18 protein-coding genes are annotated in these 14,879 nt (G+C 49.5%); 8 read left to right on the top strand and 10 right to left on the bottom strand.

Annotated features, from left to right (window positions below; translation table 11 throughout):
- Positions 1-3 precede the first annotated feature (3 nt).
- Positions 4-555, bottom strand: coding sequence for a ubiquinol-cytochrome C chaperone family protein (locus ACP15Y_RS02220; RefSeq protein WP_424981377.1), 552 nt, complete (start codon positions 553-555; stop codon positions 4-6).
- 160 nt (positions 556-715) lie between these two features.
- Between ACP15Y_RS02220 and ACP15Y_RS02225 the strand changes: the two genes are divergently transcribed.
- Positions 716-1,147 (top strand): outer membrane protein assembly factor BamE, encoded by a 432-nt coding sequence (locus ACP15Y_RS02225; RefSeq protein WP_424981378.1) that lies wholly within the window; start codon positions 716-718, stop codon positions 1,145-1,147.
- A gap of 65 nt (positions 1,148-1,212) precedes the next feature.
- On the opposite strand, the gene ACP15Y_RS02230 is transcribed toward ACP15Y_RS02225, so the two are convergent.
- The 8 genes from ACP15Y_RS02230 to ACP15Y_RS02265 form a co-directional block, all read right to left on the bottom strand.
- A complete protein-coding gene (locus ACP15Y_RS02230) occupies positions 1,213-2,427 on the bottom strand; it encodes an MFS transporter (protein WP_424981379.1) in 1,215 nt (404 codons plus the stop codon).
- Between the two features lie 15 nt (positions 2,428-2,442).
- A complete protein-coding gene (gene nusB, locus ACP15Y_RS02235; RefSeq protein ID WP_424981380.1) occupies positions 2,443-2,949 on the bottom strand; it encodes a transcription antitermination factor NusB in 507 nt (168 codons plus the stop codon).
- A gap of 150 nt (positions 2,950-3,099) precedes the next feature.
- Positions 3,100-3,576 carry a transcriptional regulator NrdR gene (gene nrdR / locus ACP15Y_RS02240; protein ID WP_424981381.1) on the bottom strand — a complete coding sequence of 159 codons (477 nt, stop codon included), beginning with the start codon at positions 3,574-3,576 and terminating at the stop codon, positions 3,100-3,102.
- Positions 3,577-3,585: 9 nt separating this feature from the next.
- Positions 3,586-4,872: a serine hydroxymethyltransferase gene (glyA, locus tag ACP15Y_RS02245; RefSeq protein ID WP_424981382.1), complete on the bottom strand. Its 1,287-nt coding sequence runs from the start codon at positions 4,870-4,872 to the stop codon at positions 3,586-3,588.
- Positions 4,873-4,983: 111 nt separating this feature from the next.
- The gene (locus ACP15Y_RS02250; protein WP_424981383.1) at positions 4,984-5,187 is read right to left on the bottom strand and encodes a DUF6898 family protein; all 204 of its coding nucleotides are present in this window, start codon (positions 5,185-5,187) and stop codon (positions 4,984-4,986) included.
- A 53-nt stretch (positions 5,188-5,240) separates the two neighbouring features.
- The gene (locus ACP15Y_RS02255; RefSeq protein ID WP_424981384.1) at positions 5,241-6,476 is read right to left on the bottom strand and encodes a L,D-transpeptidase family protein; all 1,236 of its coding nucleotides are present in this window, start codon (positions 6,474-6,476) and stop codon (positions 5,241-5,243) included.
- Positions 6,477-6,708: 232 nt separating this feature from the next.
- Positions 6,709-7,218 carry a transcriptional regulator LdtR gene (gene ldtR, locus ACP15Y_RS02260; RefSeq protein ID WP_424981385.1) on the bottom strand — a complete coding sequence of 170 codons (510 nt, stop codon included), beginning with the start codon at positions 7,216-7,218 and terminating at the stop codon, positions 6,709-6,711.
- Positions 7,219-7,383: 165 nt separating this feature from the next.
- Positions 7,384-7,776 (bottom strand): hypothetical protein, encoded by a 393-nt coding sequence (locus ACP15Y_RS02265; RefSeq protein WP_424981386.1) that lies wholly within the window; start codon positions 7,774-7,776, stop codon positions 7,384-7,386.
- 161 nt (positions 7,777-7,937) lie between these two features.
- Between ACP15Y_RS02265 and hemB the strand changes: the two genes are divergently transcribed.
- The 3 genes from hemB (at position 7,938) to ACP15Y_RS02280 (ending at position 10,164) form a co-directional block, all read left to right on the top strand.
- Complete coding sequence (gene hemB, locus ACP15Y_RS02270; RefSeq protein ID WP_424981387.1) at positions 7,938-8,954, top strand: porphobilinogen synthase; 1,017 nt, start codon at positions 7,938-7,940, stop codon at positions 8,952-8,954.
- 149 nt (positions 8,955-9,103) lie between these two features.
- Positions 9,104-9,613 carry a dihydrofolate reductase family protein gene (locus tag ACP15Y_RS02275; protein ID WP_424981388.1) on the top strand — a complete coding sequence of 170 codons (510 nt, stop codon included), beginning with the start codon at positions 9,104-9,106 and terminating at the stop codon, positions 9,611-9,613.
- Positions 9,610-10,164 carry a TetR/AcrR family transcriptional regulator gene (locus ACP15Y_RS02280; RefSeq protein WP_424981389.1) on the top strand — a complete coding sequence of 185 codons (555 nt, stop codon included), beginning with the start codon at positions 9,610-9,612 and terminating at the stop codon, positions 10,162-10,164. Before ACP15Y_RS02275 ends, ACP15Y_RS02280 begins: the two co-directional genes overlap by 4 nt.
- Before the next feature lie 65 nt (positions 10,165-10,229).
- Here the strand turns inward: ACP15Y_RS02280 and ACP15Y_RS02285 are convergent, their stop codons facing one another.
- The gene (locus tag ACP15Y_RS02285; RefSeq protein WP_424981390.1) at positions 10,230-10,484 is read right to left on the bottom strand and encodes a GlsB/YeaQ/YmgE family stress response membrane protein; all 255 of its coding nucleotides are present in this window, start codon (positions 10,482-10,484) and stop codon (positions 10,230-10,232) included.
- Positions 10,485-10,616: 132 nt separating this feature from the next.
- On the opposite strand from ACP15Y_RS02285, the gene ACP15Y_RS02290 reads away from it, so the two are divergent.
- The 4 genes from ACP15Y_RS02290 (at position 10,617) to ACP15Y_RS02305 (ending at position 14,876) form a co-directional block, all read left to right on the top strand.
- Positions 10,617-11,159: an RDD family protein gene (locus ACP15Y_RS02290; protein ID WP_424981391.1), complete on the top strand. Its 543-nt coding sequence runs from the start codon at positions 10,617-10,619 to the stop codon at positions 11,157-11,159.
- Between the two features lie 79 nt (positions 11,160-11,238).
- The gene (locus tag ACP15Y_RS02295) at positions 11,239-13,068 is read left to right on the top strand and encodes an SLC13 family permease (RefSeq protein WP_424981392.1); all 1,830 of its coding nucleotides are present in this window, start codon (positions 11,239-11,241) and stop codon (positions 13,066-13,068) included.
- A 38-nt stretch (positions 13,069-13,106) separates the two neighbouring features.
- The gene (locus tag ACP15Y_RS02300) at positions 13,107-13,847 is read left to right on the top strand and encodes an arginyltransferase (protein ID WP_424981393.1); all 741 of its coding nucleotides are present in this window, start codon (positions 13,107-13,109) and stop codon (positions 13,845-13,847) included.
- Between the two features lie 24 nt (positions 13,848-13,871).
- Positions 13,872-14,876 (top strand): endonuclease/exonuclease/phosphatase family protein, encoded by a 1,005-nt coding sequence (locus ACP15Y_RS02305; protein ID WP_424981394.1) that lies wholly within the window; start codon positions 13,872-13,874, stop codon positions 14,874-14,876.
- Positions 14,877-14,879: the final 3 nt, after the last annotated feature.

Raw genomic sequence — 14,879 nt, forward strand, 5'->3', positions numbered from 1 at the left:
TTATTAACCTTGCCCGCCGCCAGCTTTGATCGCCTCATTTGGCGGCAATAGTGTGAGCGTTCCTTTATCAATTTGACCTTGCGGGTCTAAATGATCCAGCTGTCCAAAGCAATAGTGTGCCAAAATACTAGCATTTTCTGGATCTTCAGGATCGAACAAATTGCGCGACAATGCTTGGGTCAACCCTTCAACATCTTTAGGATCAAAATGATCCTTAATGGAGCCAAGCAATCCATAAAATAGCTCAGACATTTTTTTGACCTTTTTCGGCACGGTCAAATCACCCACGCCCATTTCTCGCAATGAACGATCCATATCTTTGAAAAACAGGTCAAAAAGGGTTTGGGCGAAATCTTTGGTTTTGTCATTTTCCTGCTGCAAGCGATGGAAAACCAAAGACAAGTGCAGCACAATCATATCGAAGCGGCCCGTCACATTATCTTTAATGCCATAATGCAAATAAAAGTCAGGATGCCGAGATTGCGCCACAATGGCATTATAAACCGCGTAAGCAGCGTCAGCATGTGGGTTTTTACGAAAGGGGTTGAAAATCATCTTCTTTTCGTCGTTTGATGCCGCGGAGCTGTTGTCGAGTGTCGATGTTGTTTGTTGGCTTGCCAAATCGGGTTTATGCCAGCTAAACAGTGTTACGCACTCAATTTGTGTTTAGACTAGTTAATCGAGATTGTCACAGAAAGCCAATTATATGATGGTCATGCGTTCTGCAAATCGTTTTCTTTCAATTTTGTTCGTTGTTTTTGTCGCAGTGGGGCTATCCGGCTGCCTGACTCAGCAACGCACCCAAGGCTATGATATTCCCGAGGACAGTCTTGAACAGGTGCGCCCCGGCGTTTCCAAAGAGTTGGTGGAATTTGTTTTGGGTTCACCACAAACCACCAACACATTTGGTGATGAAAAAGCTTATTATTATGTGGAAACCAAAGTCGACAAAACGGCATTTGGTCTCACCACTGTTAAGTCCCGCACAGTTTTGGCCGTATATTTCGACAAAAAGGATCGCGTGACTGACAAAGCCGTTTATGGCCTTGAAGACGGTAAGGTTGTGGATGTTGTTTCCCGCCGCACACCAGGTTTCGGCCAAGATCGCTCATTCCTGCAGCAATTGTTGGGCTCCCTGTCCTTCTAAACTGCGCAGAAATAATGGTATAAAAATTTAGGGGGCTGCGAGGCCCCCTTTTTCGTGGATTGTTTTTAAGCGTTTTTGGCCTGACGCAAGCGATAGTCACCCCATGCCAGCAGCGCCAATGCCGCGGTTGCAATGGGCAACACCATCACATTGATCGCTTCCCAACCAATATTTTCCAACAAGAAACCTGAGCTAATCGACGCAACGGCCATGGTACCGAACACCATTGGCTCGTTCAGCGCTTGCGCGGTTGAGGCCTCTTCAGGGCGATAGGCTTTGGCCAGCATGGTTGTGGACCCGATGAACCCGAAGTTCCACCCTACCCCAAGCAAGATCAGCGCAATGTCAAAGTGCAGCGTGCTGGTGCCATTTAGGTTGATCAGTGCACAGCCCAGAATCAACAACATGCCCATGCCGACAACAGCGTGGCTGCCAATGCGCGAAATAATGTGTCCAGTGACCAAGCTTGGTAGGAACATCGAAATAATGTGCCATTGGATCGTGGTGGTTGCCGCTTCTGGCGAATGACCACACACATGGACCATCGCCAGTGGCGCCGCCACCATAACAAATGTCATCAATGCATAAGAGGCCATGCCTGTAGCCAGTGGAATGACAATTTCGGGCACGCGAAGGAGTTGGCCCGCTGTTCTGCCTTCAGCATCCCCCTCTTGCTTTTGTCGCACAGGAGCCAGCTTTGTTTGGCTGAGAATCAATACGCCAATAACGGAGAGCACAGAGATCACCAAGAATGAACCTGTAAACTCGACACCACCGACCCAATCTTTTGCAAGGTAGGACAAGCGCGGGCCTAAAAACCCGGCGGCAACGCCCCCGAGCAGCACCCAGGAAATGGCTTTCGCCTGCATTGGCTCGGGCACGCTGTCGGCAATCGCAAAACGGATTTGCTGGCCGAAAGCAGCAGACGCCCCCACAATGGCCAACGCGGCGGCAAAAAGCCAAAATGAGCTGAGATATACTGCTAGACTGGCAATAATACCTGCAACCATCCCAATAGCTGCACCAAGCATAAATCCCCGGCGGCGCCCCAAAGCATAAATAATCTTTGTGGCCGGCGCTGCAGTGAGCGCCAAACCAAGGATCATGAATGTTGTTGGCAAGGTGGCCATTGATTTGGCCGGCGCCAACGAGGCCGCTGTGAGTGCACCAACCGCCATAATAATGGCTTGGTTTGACCCAACGATCGCCTGCGTCATCGACAACAAACTAATATTACGACCCACATGAGCGTGAGTCTTAGGTTCAGTGTCGACTGTCATAGCGATGGCTCCAGATTATTTAGACGTGAATTCGTCCTTGCGTGTTTGGTGGGCAATATTATCCAACACGCCGTTTACAAGGCGTGGTTCATCGCCTTCGTAAAAGGCGCGGGCAATATCGACATATTCTGTGATGATGACGCGTGCCGGAATGTCTTTTTTGTGCAGCAACTCGTAGCTTGCGCCGCGCAAAATGGCGCGCAAAGTGCTATCGATGCGAGTGACTGGCCAGCCATCAACCAAAGATTTATCGATCAGCGGATCGATCTGCAATTGGTGCTTGGAAACGCCTTCAACCACCAATTTGAAATAGCTTTTATCTGCAGGCAGATATTCATCGCCTTCGATCTCCTGCCCCATATAGAAGCTCATGAATTGCGAGAGCGTATGATCAAGTGTGGTGCGGCCAATATCCATTTGATACAGAGCCTGCACAGCCGCCAAGCGGGCAGCGCCACGCTGATTGGCTTTCTTGGTCGTTTCTTTCGATTTATCGCTTTGGGATGATTTCGAACTGCTCATCAACTCTTCCGGGATCGGGATCGGCAAAAATGCGTGCTTCACCGCACGTGATTAAAGCTTGCGCATACCAGACCATAACGCACAATGCGACAAAAAAGTTTAATCGCGCTCTATTTGTGGCGTTAAACGTCTCTAAGTCGTCGGAATAGTCTATTTATCTTCGGTGGGCATCTCATCTGTCGTATTCAATGTCGACAGGAATGCTTCAAAATCGTCGGCGCCAGAGAAGTTTTTATATACTGAGGCGAACCGAACGAAGGCCACATCATCAAGCTCTTTCAGCCCGTCCATGACCAGAAGGCCAATTTCTTCTGACGTGACTTCGCTTTCGCCCATGCTTTCCAAACGGCGCACAACGCCGGAAATCAGGCGCTCGACCCGCTCAGGCTCAACTTCACGCTTGCGCAATGCAGTGCTAATCGAGCGGGCCAGCTTTTCGCGATCAAACGGCACCTTACGGCCAGACTTTTTCGCCACAACGATATCGCGCAACTGAACGCGCTCAAATGTGGTGAAACGCCCACCGCAGCCGGAACACACCCGACGGCGGCGAATGGAATTATAGTCTTCTGTTGGCCGGGAATCTTTGACTTGTGTGTCTTGATTTCCGCAGTAAGGGCAACGCATTGATTTACCTTATGAAGGATAGATTGGATGCGCGTCTGTGAGCTTTTTCACTTCAGCGCGAACTTTAGCTTCAACGTCAGCATTGCCATCTTCGCCATTTTGGCTGAGGCCGTCTACCACTTCCACGATCAATTCACCAACCTTAGCAAAATCGGTTTCATCAAAGCCACGTGAAGTTGCCGCAGGTGTACCCACGCGAATACCTGATGTTACAAAAGGCTTTTCCGGATCGAACGGAATTGCGTTTTTGTTACAGGTGATGTGCGCGCGTTCCAACGCTGCTTCGGTCGCTTTACCCGTCACGCCTTTTGGCCGCAGATCAACCAGCATCAAGTGGTTATCAGTGCCGCCAGACACGATATCCAAGCCGCCCTTCATCAAGGCGTCCGCTAGGCTTTTCGCATTCAAAACAACCTGTTTTGTGTATTGCTTAAAGTCATCTGTTAGCGCTTCGCCAAAGGCAACTGCTTTACCAGCAATCACATGCATCAGCGGACCACCTTGGATACCTGGGAAGATTGCCGAGTTCAGTTTTTTGGCAATATCAGCATCATTGGTCATGATCATGCCGCCACGTGGGCCACGCAATGTTTTGTGCGTTGTTGTGGTCGCTACATGCGCATGTGGAAATGGGCTTGGATATTGACCACCCGCCACAAGGCCAGCAACGTGCGCCATATCAACCATGAAAAATGCGCCAACTTCATCAGCAATCTCACGGAATGCTTTGAAGTCCAAAACACGTGAATATGCAGAGAAACCAGCAATTATCAATTTTGGCTGATGCTCTTTGGCAAGCTCGCGCACTTGATCCATGTCCAAAAGGCCATCTTCTTTGCGCACTCCATAGTGCACCGCATTAAACCATTTACCAGACTGGTTTGGCCGCGCACCGTGGGTCAAGTGACCACCAGCATCAAGGCTCATACCCAAAATGGTATCGCCTGGCTTGATAAGCGCTTGGAACACACCTTGGTTGGCTTGAGAACCAGAGTTTGGCTGCACATTCACAAAATCACAGCCGAACAATTTTTTGGCGCGATCAATGGCCAAATTCTCAACAACATCTACATGCTGACAACCGCCATAATAACGTTTGCCGGGATAGCCCTCAGCATATTTGTTTGTAAGAACAGTACCTTGTGCTTCCATCACTGCATTAGATACGATGTTTTCAGAAGCAATCAGTTCGATTTCATTTTGCTGACGATTATGTTCAGCGGCCACGGCCTGCGCAATTTCATTGTCTGATTGCGCCAGCGAATGGGTGAAGAAATTTGGAAAAATCTCAGTCATGTAACGTCCCCAGAGTGGATGAGATTTAGGAGCTAGCCCCTAGTTTCGGTGGAGATCGCTTAGCACAGCCCCCTGCTTTATCCAAGCCGCCTTTTGGCTAATTAGGGAACCTTAAGACGAATTGCGCATAAGCGCACGACGTAGCTTTGCGAGCGCCAAATTCTTCATTTGCATTTCACTGGCGGAAAGTGGCGCAATGATTGTGACTTCGGTGCCCGAATTGGCGTGCACTGCGGCAACACGCATTTGCCCACCCAATTGAACAAACTCAAATAAGACTTCGCCTAAATTCGGCGCAATATCCCGATCTTTCATGTCACTACTGCCCCTCAGCAACTCCACCAAGCGGCAAAATGGCCTGTGATGGCTTAGTTTGCGCTAGCAAAATCGATTCTACCCGCATCATCATATCCATAGATATCATTGCGGAAACTGACCACGCCAGCACGATTTGCCCATGCTGTAATATAAGTAGTGATGATCGGCACCGGCTTTTCGAGATTTACGTCCTGCCGTTCGCCAGACTCGAAAGCCGCATCGACCGCAGGTAGGCTCCAGTCAGACGTATTCTCGCGCAGCAACCAAGATACCAGCTCGTCCACATTCTCTACCCGTACACAGCCTGATGAGTGGAAGCGACGATTTTGCCCGAACAGTGATTTTTGCGGCGTATCATGCAGATAAACAGCATGTGGGTTGTAAAAATTGATTTTTACATGGCCCATAGAGTTTTCTGCGCCCGGCTCCTGGCGGAAAGAGTATTGAACGGCTTCTTCCGTTGACCAATCAATTGATTGCGGATCTAGCTCGTCGCCGCTAGCATCATAGATTTTAATACGGAAATCAGTGAGATAATTCGGATCCTGGTTCATATATTTGATGATGTCACGGCGAATGATGCTCTTCGGCACATGCCAATAAGGATTGAAATTAATTTCGTGCACCTTTGACGTCAAAATCGGAGTTTGACGATCAATCCGACCGACAATCGCGGTATGCCGACGTTCCACCACGCCATTTTCCACAGCCTCGATACTTGCTGCTGGGATATTAACGACGATGTATCTATTTGAAAGATCGCCAACAACTTGATTGACCCGCTCAAGGTTCAGCCGCAATTGCTTCAATTTCGCCTCAGCAGGTAAATTCAGGGTGAGATATGTCTCCTGATCGATGATTCCGGTCAGCTGTAGGCCATGACGTGCTTGGAATTGGCGCAACGCAGCATCCAATTCATCATCAAATTTAGAAGAGAGGCGGCCCGTATCTTCAAGGTCGCCCGACGCTATCAATCGACGACGCAACGCCCGAACATGCCCGCGATCATCGCCCTTTTCAAGCGCATATGAACCACGTGTCATCTCTTCCCAACCACCATTTGCCACGATTTGTTCGTAGCGTTTGATGGCAGCAACCAGATTATAGGATGTTTCGTAAGATAGAATTGGCTCGGAGCTATCAATAGCATCTTGAGCTGCGACACTGTTGGTGACTTCATCAGCCGATGCGATGCTTGAACCAAAAGCCATAGAGCCAATCACAACAGCGCCGCACATCGCGCGCACAGTTACGGTCCATCTCGCCAGCCAATTCAGTCGGTTCATGCTATCCATCCCAAATATATAGAAAGTGTTCAGCCCAGTTGTTGCCAGACCTTTAGCAGGTTGCTCAGCAGCTCACAACAAACGAATCGCTATCATTTTCTAATTATTTGGGGCCAAAAGATGGAAATAGGCAATTATTTGCCTCTCACCTTTTGTATTTTGGTGTTCGCTTGGTGGCGCCGGGTAAAACCCGACGCCAATCCATTCGACCAACCAGTTCGCGTAATATCGCTTAAAGTTTATAAAGGATTTGGTCGACCCAGAACCGCTCAAGGCGTGCAAGAGCAGAATTCAAGCCTTCAAATTCTTTTTCGTCCAAACCACCGACTTCAGAAATTGACTTAAGGTGGCGGTCGTAGAGCTCGTCGATCACTTCGGCAACCTCTTCACCTTTCGGTGTCAAACGAATGCGCACTGAGCGACGGTCTGTTTTTGATTTGGTCTGGAAAATGTAACCGGTATCGACCAACTTTTTCAGATTGTAAGAAACATTTGATCCCAAATAGTAGCCGCGAGAGCGCAGTTCGCCAGCAGTCAGCTCTGAATTGCCGATGTTGAACATCATGATCGCTTGTACAGGATTAATGTCGTCCCAGCCCATCCGGTCAAACTCGTCTTTAACAAGATCAAGCAAACGACGGTGCAAACGTTCAACGCGTGACACCGCCTCCAAGTAACGCGGTTTAAGACCTTCTTCTTCAACAGGCGTATGTGCCTGCACTTTCATTGTGTTGATACCCATTTTAGCCTCACTGTTATTGGTCGCACGATTTTTCGTGTCTATGTGAAGCAATCTATGGGGAAGCAAATAAGATCAGTTTAAAATACAGACTTAAAAATATGTTACTGATAAAATTAGGATTTTTAGCTTTCTAACTTCTTACCTTAGGTTACGAATTAGAAACCCTTACAATTCGTGACCATGCTGATTGCGGCTTCTATTTGCCCACACCAAAAGCACGCAAATCGCAAGCAAAATAAGGACTCGCAGGGCAATTTCAAACAGTGAAAAATGCAAGATTTTGGGCGACCAAAATGCGGCGCTGAGCTCCATAACATTGGCAATAATTAGTAAAACACCTCCCCAGATGGTTAGACTCCATAAACCAACAGCCGCCATCAATCGCAACAAAGCGCATAAAATGGTAATCGCGAAGGCAACATTTCCTAACGCGTCGACAGAAACATTTACGTCCCGTGCGGTGCTAAATTGATAAAAAATGGCGGTGAGGCCATGGACCAACGCCAAAATTGCCAACACACGCGCTGCTAATGAGAATGGTTTTTCAGAAAATGCCAAATCATCTCCCCCTTCGCCTTGCCTGCCCATAGCCCGTGGAAAAGTCCGTGGCAAGGTGCCGCATAAATTTCTGCCCAATTCATATGGCTTCAATATAGCCCCTTGGCTCAATTTATGCTTTGACATAGATCTTGTCGATAAGAACGCACCAAGGAGCAATCATGACGCAATCATCTCGCGAAAAAGCCGATTTGGATTTTCTGGCAGGCAAGCGCTTGCGCCGCACTCGGCAATCAGGCTGGAGCCGCGCCATGGTGCAAGAGACTGACTTGACGGCGCGCGATTTGATTTTGCCGCTCTTTATTTTGGATGGTGAAAACCAACGCGAGCAAATCGCCACAATGCCTGGCGTTGAGCGTCTAAGTATCGATCTCGCAGTGGAGGTTGCGAAAACTGCCCGTGACCTCGGCATCCCTGCACTGGCATTGTTTCCGTGCACACAGAATGATCGGCGCACAGAAGATGGAGCTGAAAGCTATAATCCCGATAATTTGATGTGCCGCGCCCTACGCGCCATTAAAGCTGCTGTGCCTGACATTGGCTTGGTGGCCGACGTTGCGCTGGATCCTTATACGAGCCACGGGCATGACGGGCTAATGGATGGTGATACCATCCTCAATGATGAGAGCATTGCTGTTCTGGTTAAGCAAGCGCTGAACCAAGCGAAAGCTGGTGCCGACATTATCGCTCCATCTGACATGATGGACGGCCGAATTGGTGCGTTGCGCGAAGCGCTTGATGCAAACGGTTTTGAAAACGTGATCCTCTTGTCCTATGCCGCCAAATTCGCATCTGCCTTCTATGGACCGTTCCGTGACGCTGTTGGGTCTGGCGCGAGACTAAAAGGCGACAAGAAGACGTACCAACTTGAGCCATTCAATCGCGAAGAAGCGTTGCGCGAAGTTGAGCAGGATTTGCTTGAGGCCGCTGACTGGGTGATGGTGAAGCCCGGCATGGCTTATTTGGATATTGTGCGCGAAGTGAAAGATCAATTTGACGTACCTGTATTCGCCTACCAAGTTTCAGGCGAATATGCACAAATTGAATTCGCTGCGGCGGCAGGCGCATTGGATCGGCAAGCTGCAATGATGGAAAGCTTGATCGCGTTCAAACGTGCAGGATGCTCCGGCATTTTGACATATTTCGCTTTGGATGCTGCTCGGCTATTGAAAAGTTAGCTGGCTTAACCTGCAATTTTACGAAGTTAGAGGGGCGTTTGGCGCCCCTTTTTTGTCTACTTACATTGATGAAATCTACTTTTGGGTATATATTTATACAGTGTATAAATAATGAGATTCGTATGACAAGTGGACATGTAATGATGGCAATGAGCCTCGATGGCTTTGTTGCGCGAAAGGATCACCAACTTGACTGGCTGATGAAACAGCAAACCGATGGGGAAGATCATGGGTACGATCATTTTATTGCGTCCATCGATGTCATCATTATGGGTAGTAATACATTTCGCACGGTTTTGGGGGTTGGCGACTGGCCATACACGACGCCAGTCATTGTGCTCAGCCGGACATTGAAAGATGATGATATTCCAGTGCATTTAACCGACAAAGTTGAGATTTTGAATCAATCACCTTCACAGTTGGTGCGTGAGTTGAAATCAAGAAACATCAAACGCGCTTACATTGATGGCGGTGCCATTGTCCGCGCTTTCATGGCAGAGGGCTTTATCGAAACGATGCATATTACAATTGTGCCTATTTTGATCGGCGATGGCGTGCGTTTATTCGACAAGCAACCTCGTGATATCGATTTGCATCTCGAAAAAACCGAGACCTTTGCCTCCGGGTTAGTGGATTTGCATTATAGGGTATTGCCGTGAACCGAACAGCGCGGGGGCGCCCTTCCCGTTCGAAAAGCTCACTTTCTAAGCAGCGGATTGTTTCGAAGGCCATGGAGATTGCGGCGGCAGATGGGCTGGATGCCTGTTCTTTTCGCCGTTTGGCTGTCGAGTTAGACGTAACTGCGATGGCCGTGAGCTATCACGTATCCACGCGCCGAGATCTTTTGCTTGCAATGGTCGATCTTGCTTTTGCAGAACTCAACTTACCCTCAAAGTCGGACACGCCCAAAGAACGATTACGAGAATTGCTGATCCGATATGTGCAGTTTGGTGAGGAAAACACATATTTGGTGCGTGCTGCACTCCAATATCCGTATTTAATGCAAGCCCAACTGCTAGAATTTACAAACGCTTTGCGCATGGAAACGCAAGCGGTCAATTCGGGTGACGACGCTGATGAGCTACTCAATTTATTGGTTGATTTTGCCCATGGGCATATTTTTGCAGTTGCTGCGGCGCCCAAGGGAGAAGGTCCAGATCTAGCAACATATTTGCGAAGCTTGGATTGGGTGTTAGATCGTCTAGATTGAACGTGGGGGAGAGTGGGCCAAAGCCGGTCCACTCATTTTTTTGCACTTGATTCAAATTTTGGCAGCTAGGCCTTTTTGATCAAGCTGATCACAAATAGCAGTATGACTGCACCGATCGTGGCATTAATAACCGAAGCGATTATGCCACCGCCAATGGCGATTCCCACCATGGGCAACAAATAGCCAGCGATTACAGCACCGAGAATACCGACAACAATGTTGCCAATAAGCCCAAAGCCGAATCCCTTTACGATTAGTCCGGCAAGCCAACCTGCAACTGCACCAATGAGCAGCAGCACCAACAAACTAGCAATATCCATATTTCTCCCTCCTTGTTGATAAGTTCAGTTTGACAGTCTCAATAGAAACTGTCGAGCCTATCATTAAGTTCCACTTGTATTTCACTTATTTATTGCCATGTTAAAACCACGGAGACTGTGGAGAACCTTATTATGGCAAAAAATTCATTCGGCTGGTTTGTACGAGACGACCTACCTGATCCCCAATCAGCACCAGAGCTGTTTGATGGCGTTTTGCTACGGCGTATTCTCGCTTTTATCATTGATCTTATCGTGGTTACGGTCACCATTGTCGTGGCTTCTATCATCTTGGGAATACTCGGCGTGCTCACCTTGGGCCTCGCTTGGCTTGGCTATTTCATTTTAGTGCCAGCAGTTTGGGTCGGCTACTACGCCCTCACCCTTGGCTCCCCTGTACGCGCCACCGTGGGCATGCAAATGATGGATATTGTGCTTACCCCAACCCGCAAATCGCCGCTTGAAGGTTGGTTGGCGATTCTACATCCAATCGTTGGGTGGGCCAGCATCACCCTATTTACGCCATTCGTGCTACTCGCAGGCTTGTTCACCGCACGCCGCCAACTTGTCCACGATTTGGTGGTGGGTACTTTGATGGTTCGCCGCTCACCCATGGACCGGTTTTGGCATCAGGAATACGATCAGTATGAAGAGCCTTGGGTTGATTTGAACCGGTAGGCAACTTTTCTGAAGAAAACGCTTAATTTAGGCAAATAAGACTTGGTGGCGCAGATGTTTAGCTGCAAAATGCGCCACTATGATAGACGCGATTATTCAAGCGGGCACGCTTTCAATGCCGGTGGCCATGTGGCTGACTATTGCCGTTATTCTTGCGGCCATCGTGCTATTCGCCACTGAACTTGTCAGCATTGAAATTGTCTCTCTTGGCGTGTTGGTGATCTTGATGGCCATCGGCCTGATGACACCAGAAACCCAACTGACCACGGAAAGCCTGCTTTCTGGATTTGCCAACCCTGCCCTTCTGACCATCATTGCCTTATTGGTGATCGGGCAAGCACTTTTTCAAACAGATGCCCTAGGTGGCATTACCAAAGCGTTCGAACGGTTATGGCCGAGACATCCGTCGCGCGTGATTCCGATCATTTTGGTTATTGCTGGCATTTCGAGCGCTGTAATCAACAACACGCCTGTTGTGGTGATGTTCATTCCGCTGCTGACAGCCGTAGCCGCGCGGCGCAAGTTGGCAACGCCCAAAATTATGATGCCACTGAGCTTCATTTCCATTCTTGGCGGCATGACCACTTTGATCGGCTCATCAACCAACTTGCTGGCAGCCGGAATTGCCATTAGCTATGGCGTGACGGTCGACTTTTTTGCTTTCACCGTGCCTGGCCTTGTGATGGCAGGCGTCGGCGCAATCTATGTTATCTTCGTCATGCCTTACATTTTGCCGAGCCGGGTGAACGAAAAAGGGCAAGAGGTGCAACCGCGCAACCTGCAGTTCATTACAGAGATTCGGCTCTATGAAGGCCATCCACTGATTGGCGAAAAGACCGTCGCGGGGATGTTTCCCAAATTCACCAAAATGACCGTACGCGCCGTGATGCGTGGTTACGAACGTTATGTCCCGCCTTTTGAGGATTTGGAGCTGCGGTCAGGTGACGTGCTGATTTTGGCTGCAACACGTGAGCAATTGACCGATGCATTGAAAGAGTGGCGCGCGTTCGACAATCCACGAATTTCAGAGGACCAAGATGGGCCGACTGATCATGGTATTGTGCTGTGTGAGGCTTTGGTGCCGCCGGGTTCACGTTTGATCAATAATGGCATCGATCAACGCGGCTTTCTTTCGCAGCATGGCTGCCTGATTCTTGGCATTGAGCGCCGCAGCCGCATGCCGCGCGAAAGCCTTGCCGAGATTCGTCTGGATGCAGGTGATGTGTTGCTAATTGCAGGCCGCTCAAGCGCCATCAACAATTTGCGCGGACAGCAAGATGTGGTCGTGATTGAATGGAGCGCTTCGGAAGTGCGCCCTCACCGCTTTGCCTCACGCGCGCAATTGATTTTTGCTGCCACCGTCGCCGCCATCGCAACAGGTATTGTGCCTGTCGTGTTCGCCGCTATCGCAGGTGCATTTGCCATGCTTGCTGGCGGCTGCCTCAATGTACGCCAAGCAACGCGCGCCATTGATCGACGCATCTTCTTGCTGGTGGGCTCAGCCATCGCTATGTCTACCGCGTTGGAAACAACGGGTGGTGCAGCGATGATCGCAGACGCAACCGCCATGGCACTTGCTAACGTTAGCCCGGCGATGGTGATGTCACTCATATTTATTATTGTGGCAGTGTTGACCAACTTCCTCTCGAACAATGCAACCGCTGTGTTGTTCACGCCAATCGCAATCTCCACTGCACAGGCGATCGGGATCGACCCGCTTCCATTTGTGGTCGCCGTGATTTTGGGCGCCAATGCCAGCTTTGCCACCCCAATCGGGTATCAAACAAACCTCTTGGTCATGGGCCCAGGTCACTATCGCTTTAAACACTTCTTTATAGCGGGCATTCCGTTGATCTTGATTGTGTGGTTGGTGTTCAGCATTGTTGCGCCAATCTATTATGGCGTTTAGACTGATTTTAGACACAAATTTTAACCAAGGTCCGGACGATGACAGAACATCGCACCGCTGAACTTCAGTTCTATCTGACGACGGACAGCCCCTGCCCCTACTTGCCCAATCGTACGGAACGCAAAGTGTTCACGCACCTTGGTGGGCGACGTGCGGGTGAGATGCATGACCTCTTGTCATTGCATGGGTTTCGGCGCAGTCAAAATATCGTCTACAAGCCCGCCTGCGAAGGCTGCACTGCCTGCCAAAGCGCACGTGTGATCGCAGACGAGTTTGCGCCAAATGCGCGGCAACGCCGCATCTTGCGCAAAAACGCTGATTTGACGACGCAAGATGTGTTTCCCGCTGCCACGCGTGAACAATATCGCCTGTTCCGCAAATATCTAAATGATCGCCATGCTGGTGGCGGCATGTCTGATATGACCGCATTTGACTATGAATATATGGTGGAAGACACCCCAGTTCATACGGTGGTGGTTGAATATCGCAAGCGCTCGCTTGAGCCGGAGGAGCTCAATCCGCTCCTCGCGGTTGCCCTGATCGATGTGCTGCCAGACGGGCTTTCAATGGTCTACAGCTTCTTTGATCCGGCTGCGAACAAGCGCAGTCTTGGTGCCTATATGATCATGGATCAAATCGCTCGCGCCAAATCGGCTGGTTTGCCGCACCTATATTTAGGTTATTGGGTCAAAAACTCGCCCAAAATGGCCTATAAGGCAGACTATAAACCGTTGGAAGTTCTCACCGAGGCCGACCGCTGGACACCATTGGAAGACTAATCTTCCCTGATAAACGAGGGTTCTATGCGCAAAGCGTTCAATAGCTTTGTCATTTTTGGCTTTGCCGCGACTGCAGGCTTTTTTGCGCTTGCGGCGATTGTTGGCTTTTTGGGTTTTGCACTCTGGCCATTTGATGTGTTCAACCATCTACAGCCGATTTGGTTAGCCGGCGGCATTTTGTGTCTATTGATAGCGCCGTTTATTTTGCGCAGGCAGCCGATACGCGGCTTTGTGATTGCCCTCAGCGCCACAGGATTTCTGGCCTCAACTTCCATCGTTTTGCCGGAATATTTGGCTGGTGTTCGGCAGGTAACGCCTGATGTCGACACAGACAAAAGCCTACGCTTGATGACATTCAATATTTTTGCAAAAAATGACGATCTGAACGCGCTGGCCTTGAGTGTGCTGGAAGTTGATCCAGACATTGTGGTTTTTCAAGAATTTTGGCGATGGCATCGCGCCGGACTTGAAGAACGATTGACCGAGACCTATCCTTATACTTTGCATTGCCAAGGTGGTCGCCGATCATTTATTGCGCTTTATGCCAAGTTCCCATTCGCGCCTCAACCGGGCAATGACTGCATGGACAGTCTGGCCGCAAACCAGCGGACCTCGATTATATCAGTGAAGTTTCCGGCCACGGAAACACATGAAAGCTTCAATGTGGTGACGACCCACTTCGATTGGCCAATTCCCATTGCACGGCAACGGCAGCAGGTGGACACTTTCATCACTGCTTTGCAACAAGTTGAAGGGCCAATGTTGGTGGCGGGAGACTTCAACTCTACCCCCTATTCGTATTCCCTAAAAGGCCTCATCGAACGGGCGTCATTGCGACGTATTGCGAAGGGTATTCCCACATGGCCAGCGCCCCCAACCTATCCCATCCCGATGCCTGCTTGGTTGCAATTGGATCAGCTGATGAGTCGCGGTGATGTTGTGGCAACGCCTGCGCGTCGGGGGCCAAGCGGCGGTTCGGACCATTTTCCGCTTTATACGGATTTCATCGTTCAATCTTCTAATGAATAAAAA

Origin of the sequence: Maritalea sp. S77 (assembly GCF_049801075.1) — a bacterium.
Classification (GTDB): Bacteria; Pseudomonadota; Alphaproteobacteria; order Rhizobiales; family Devosiaceae; genus Maritalea.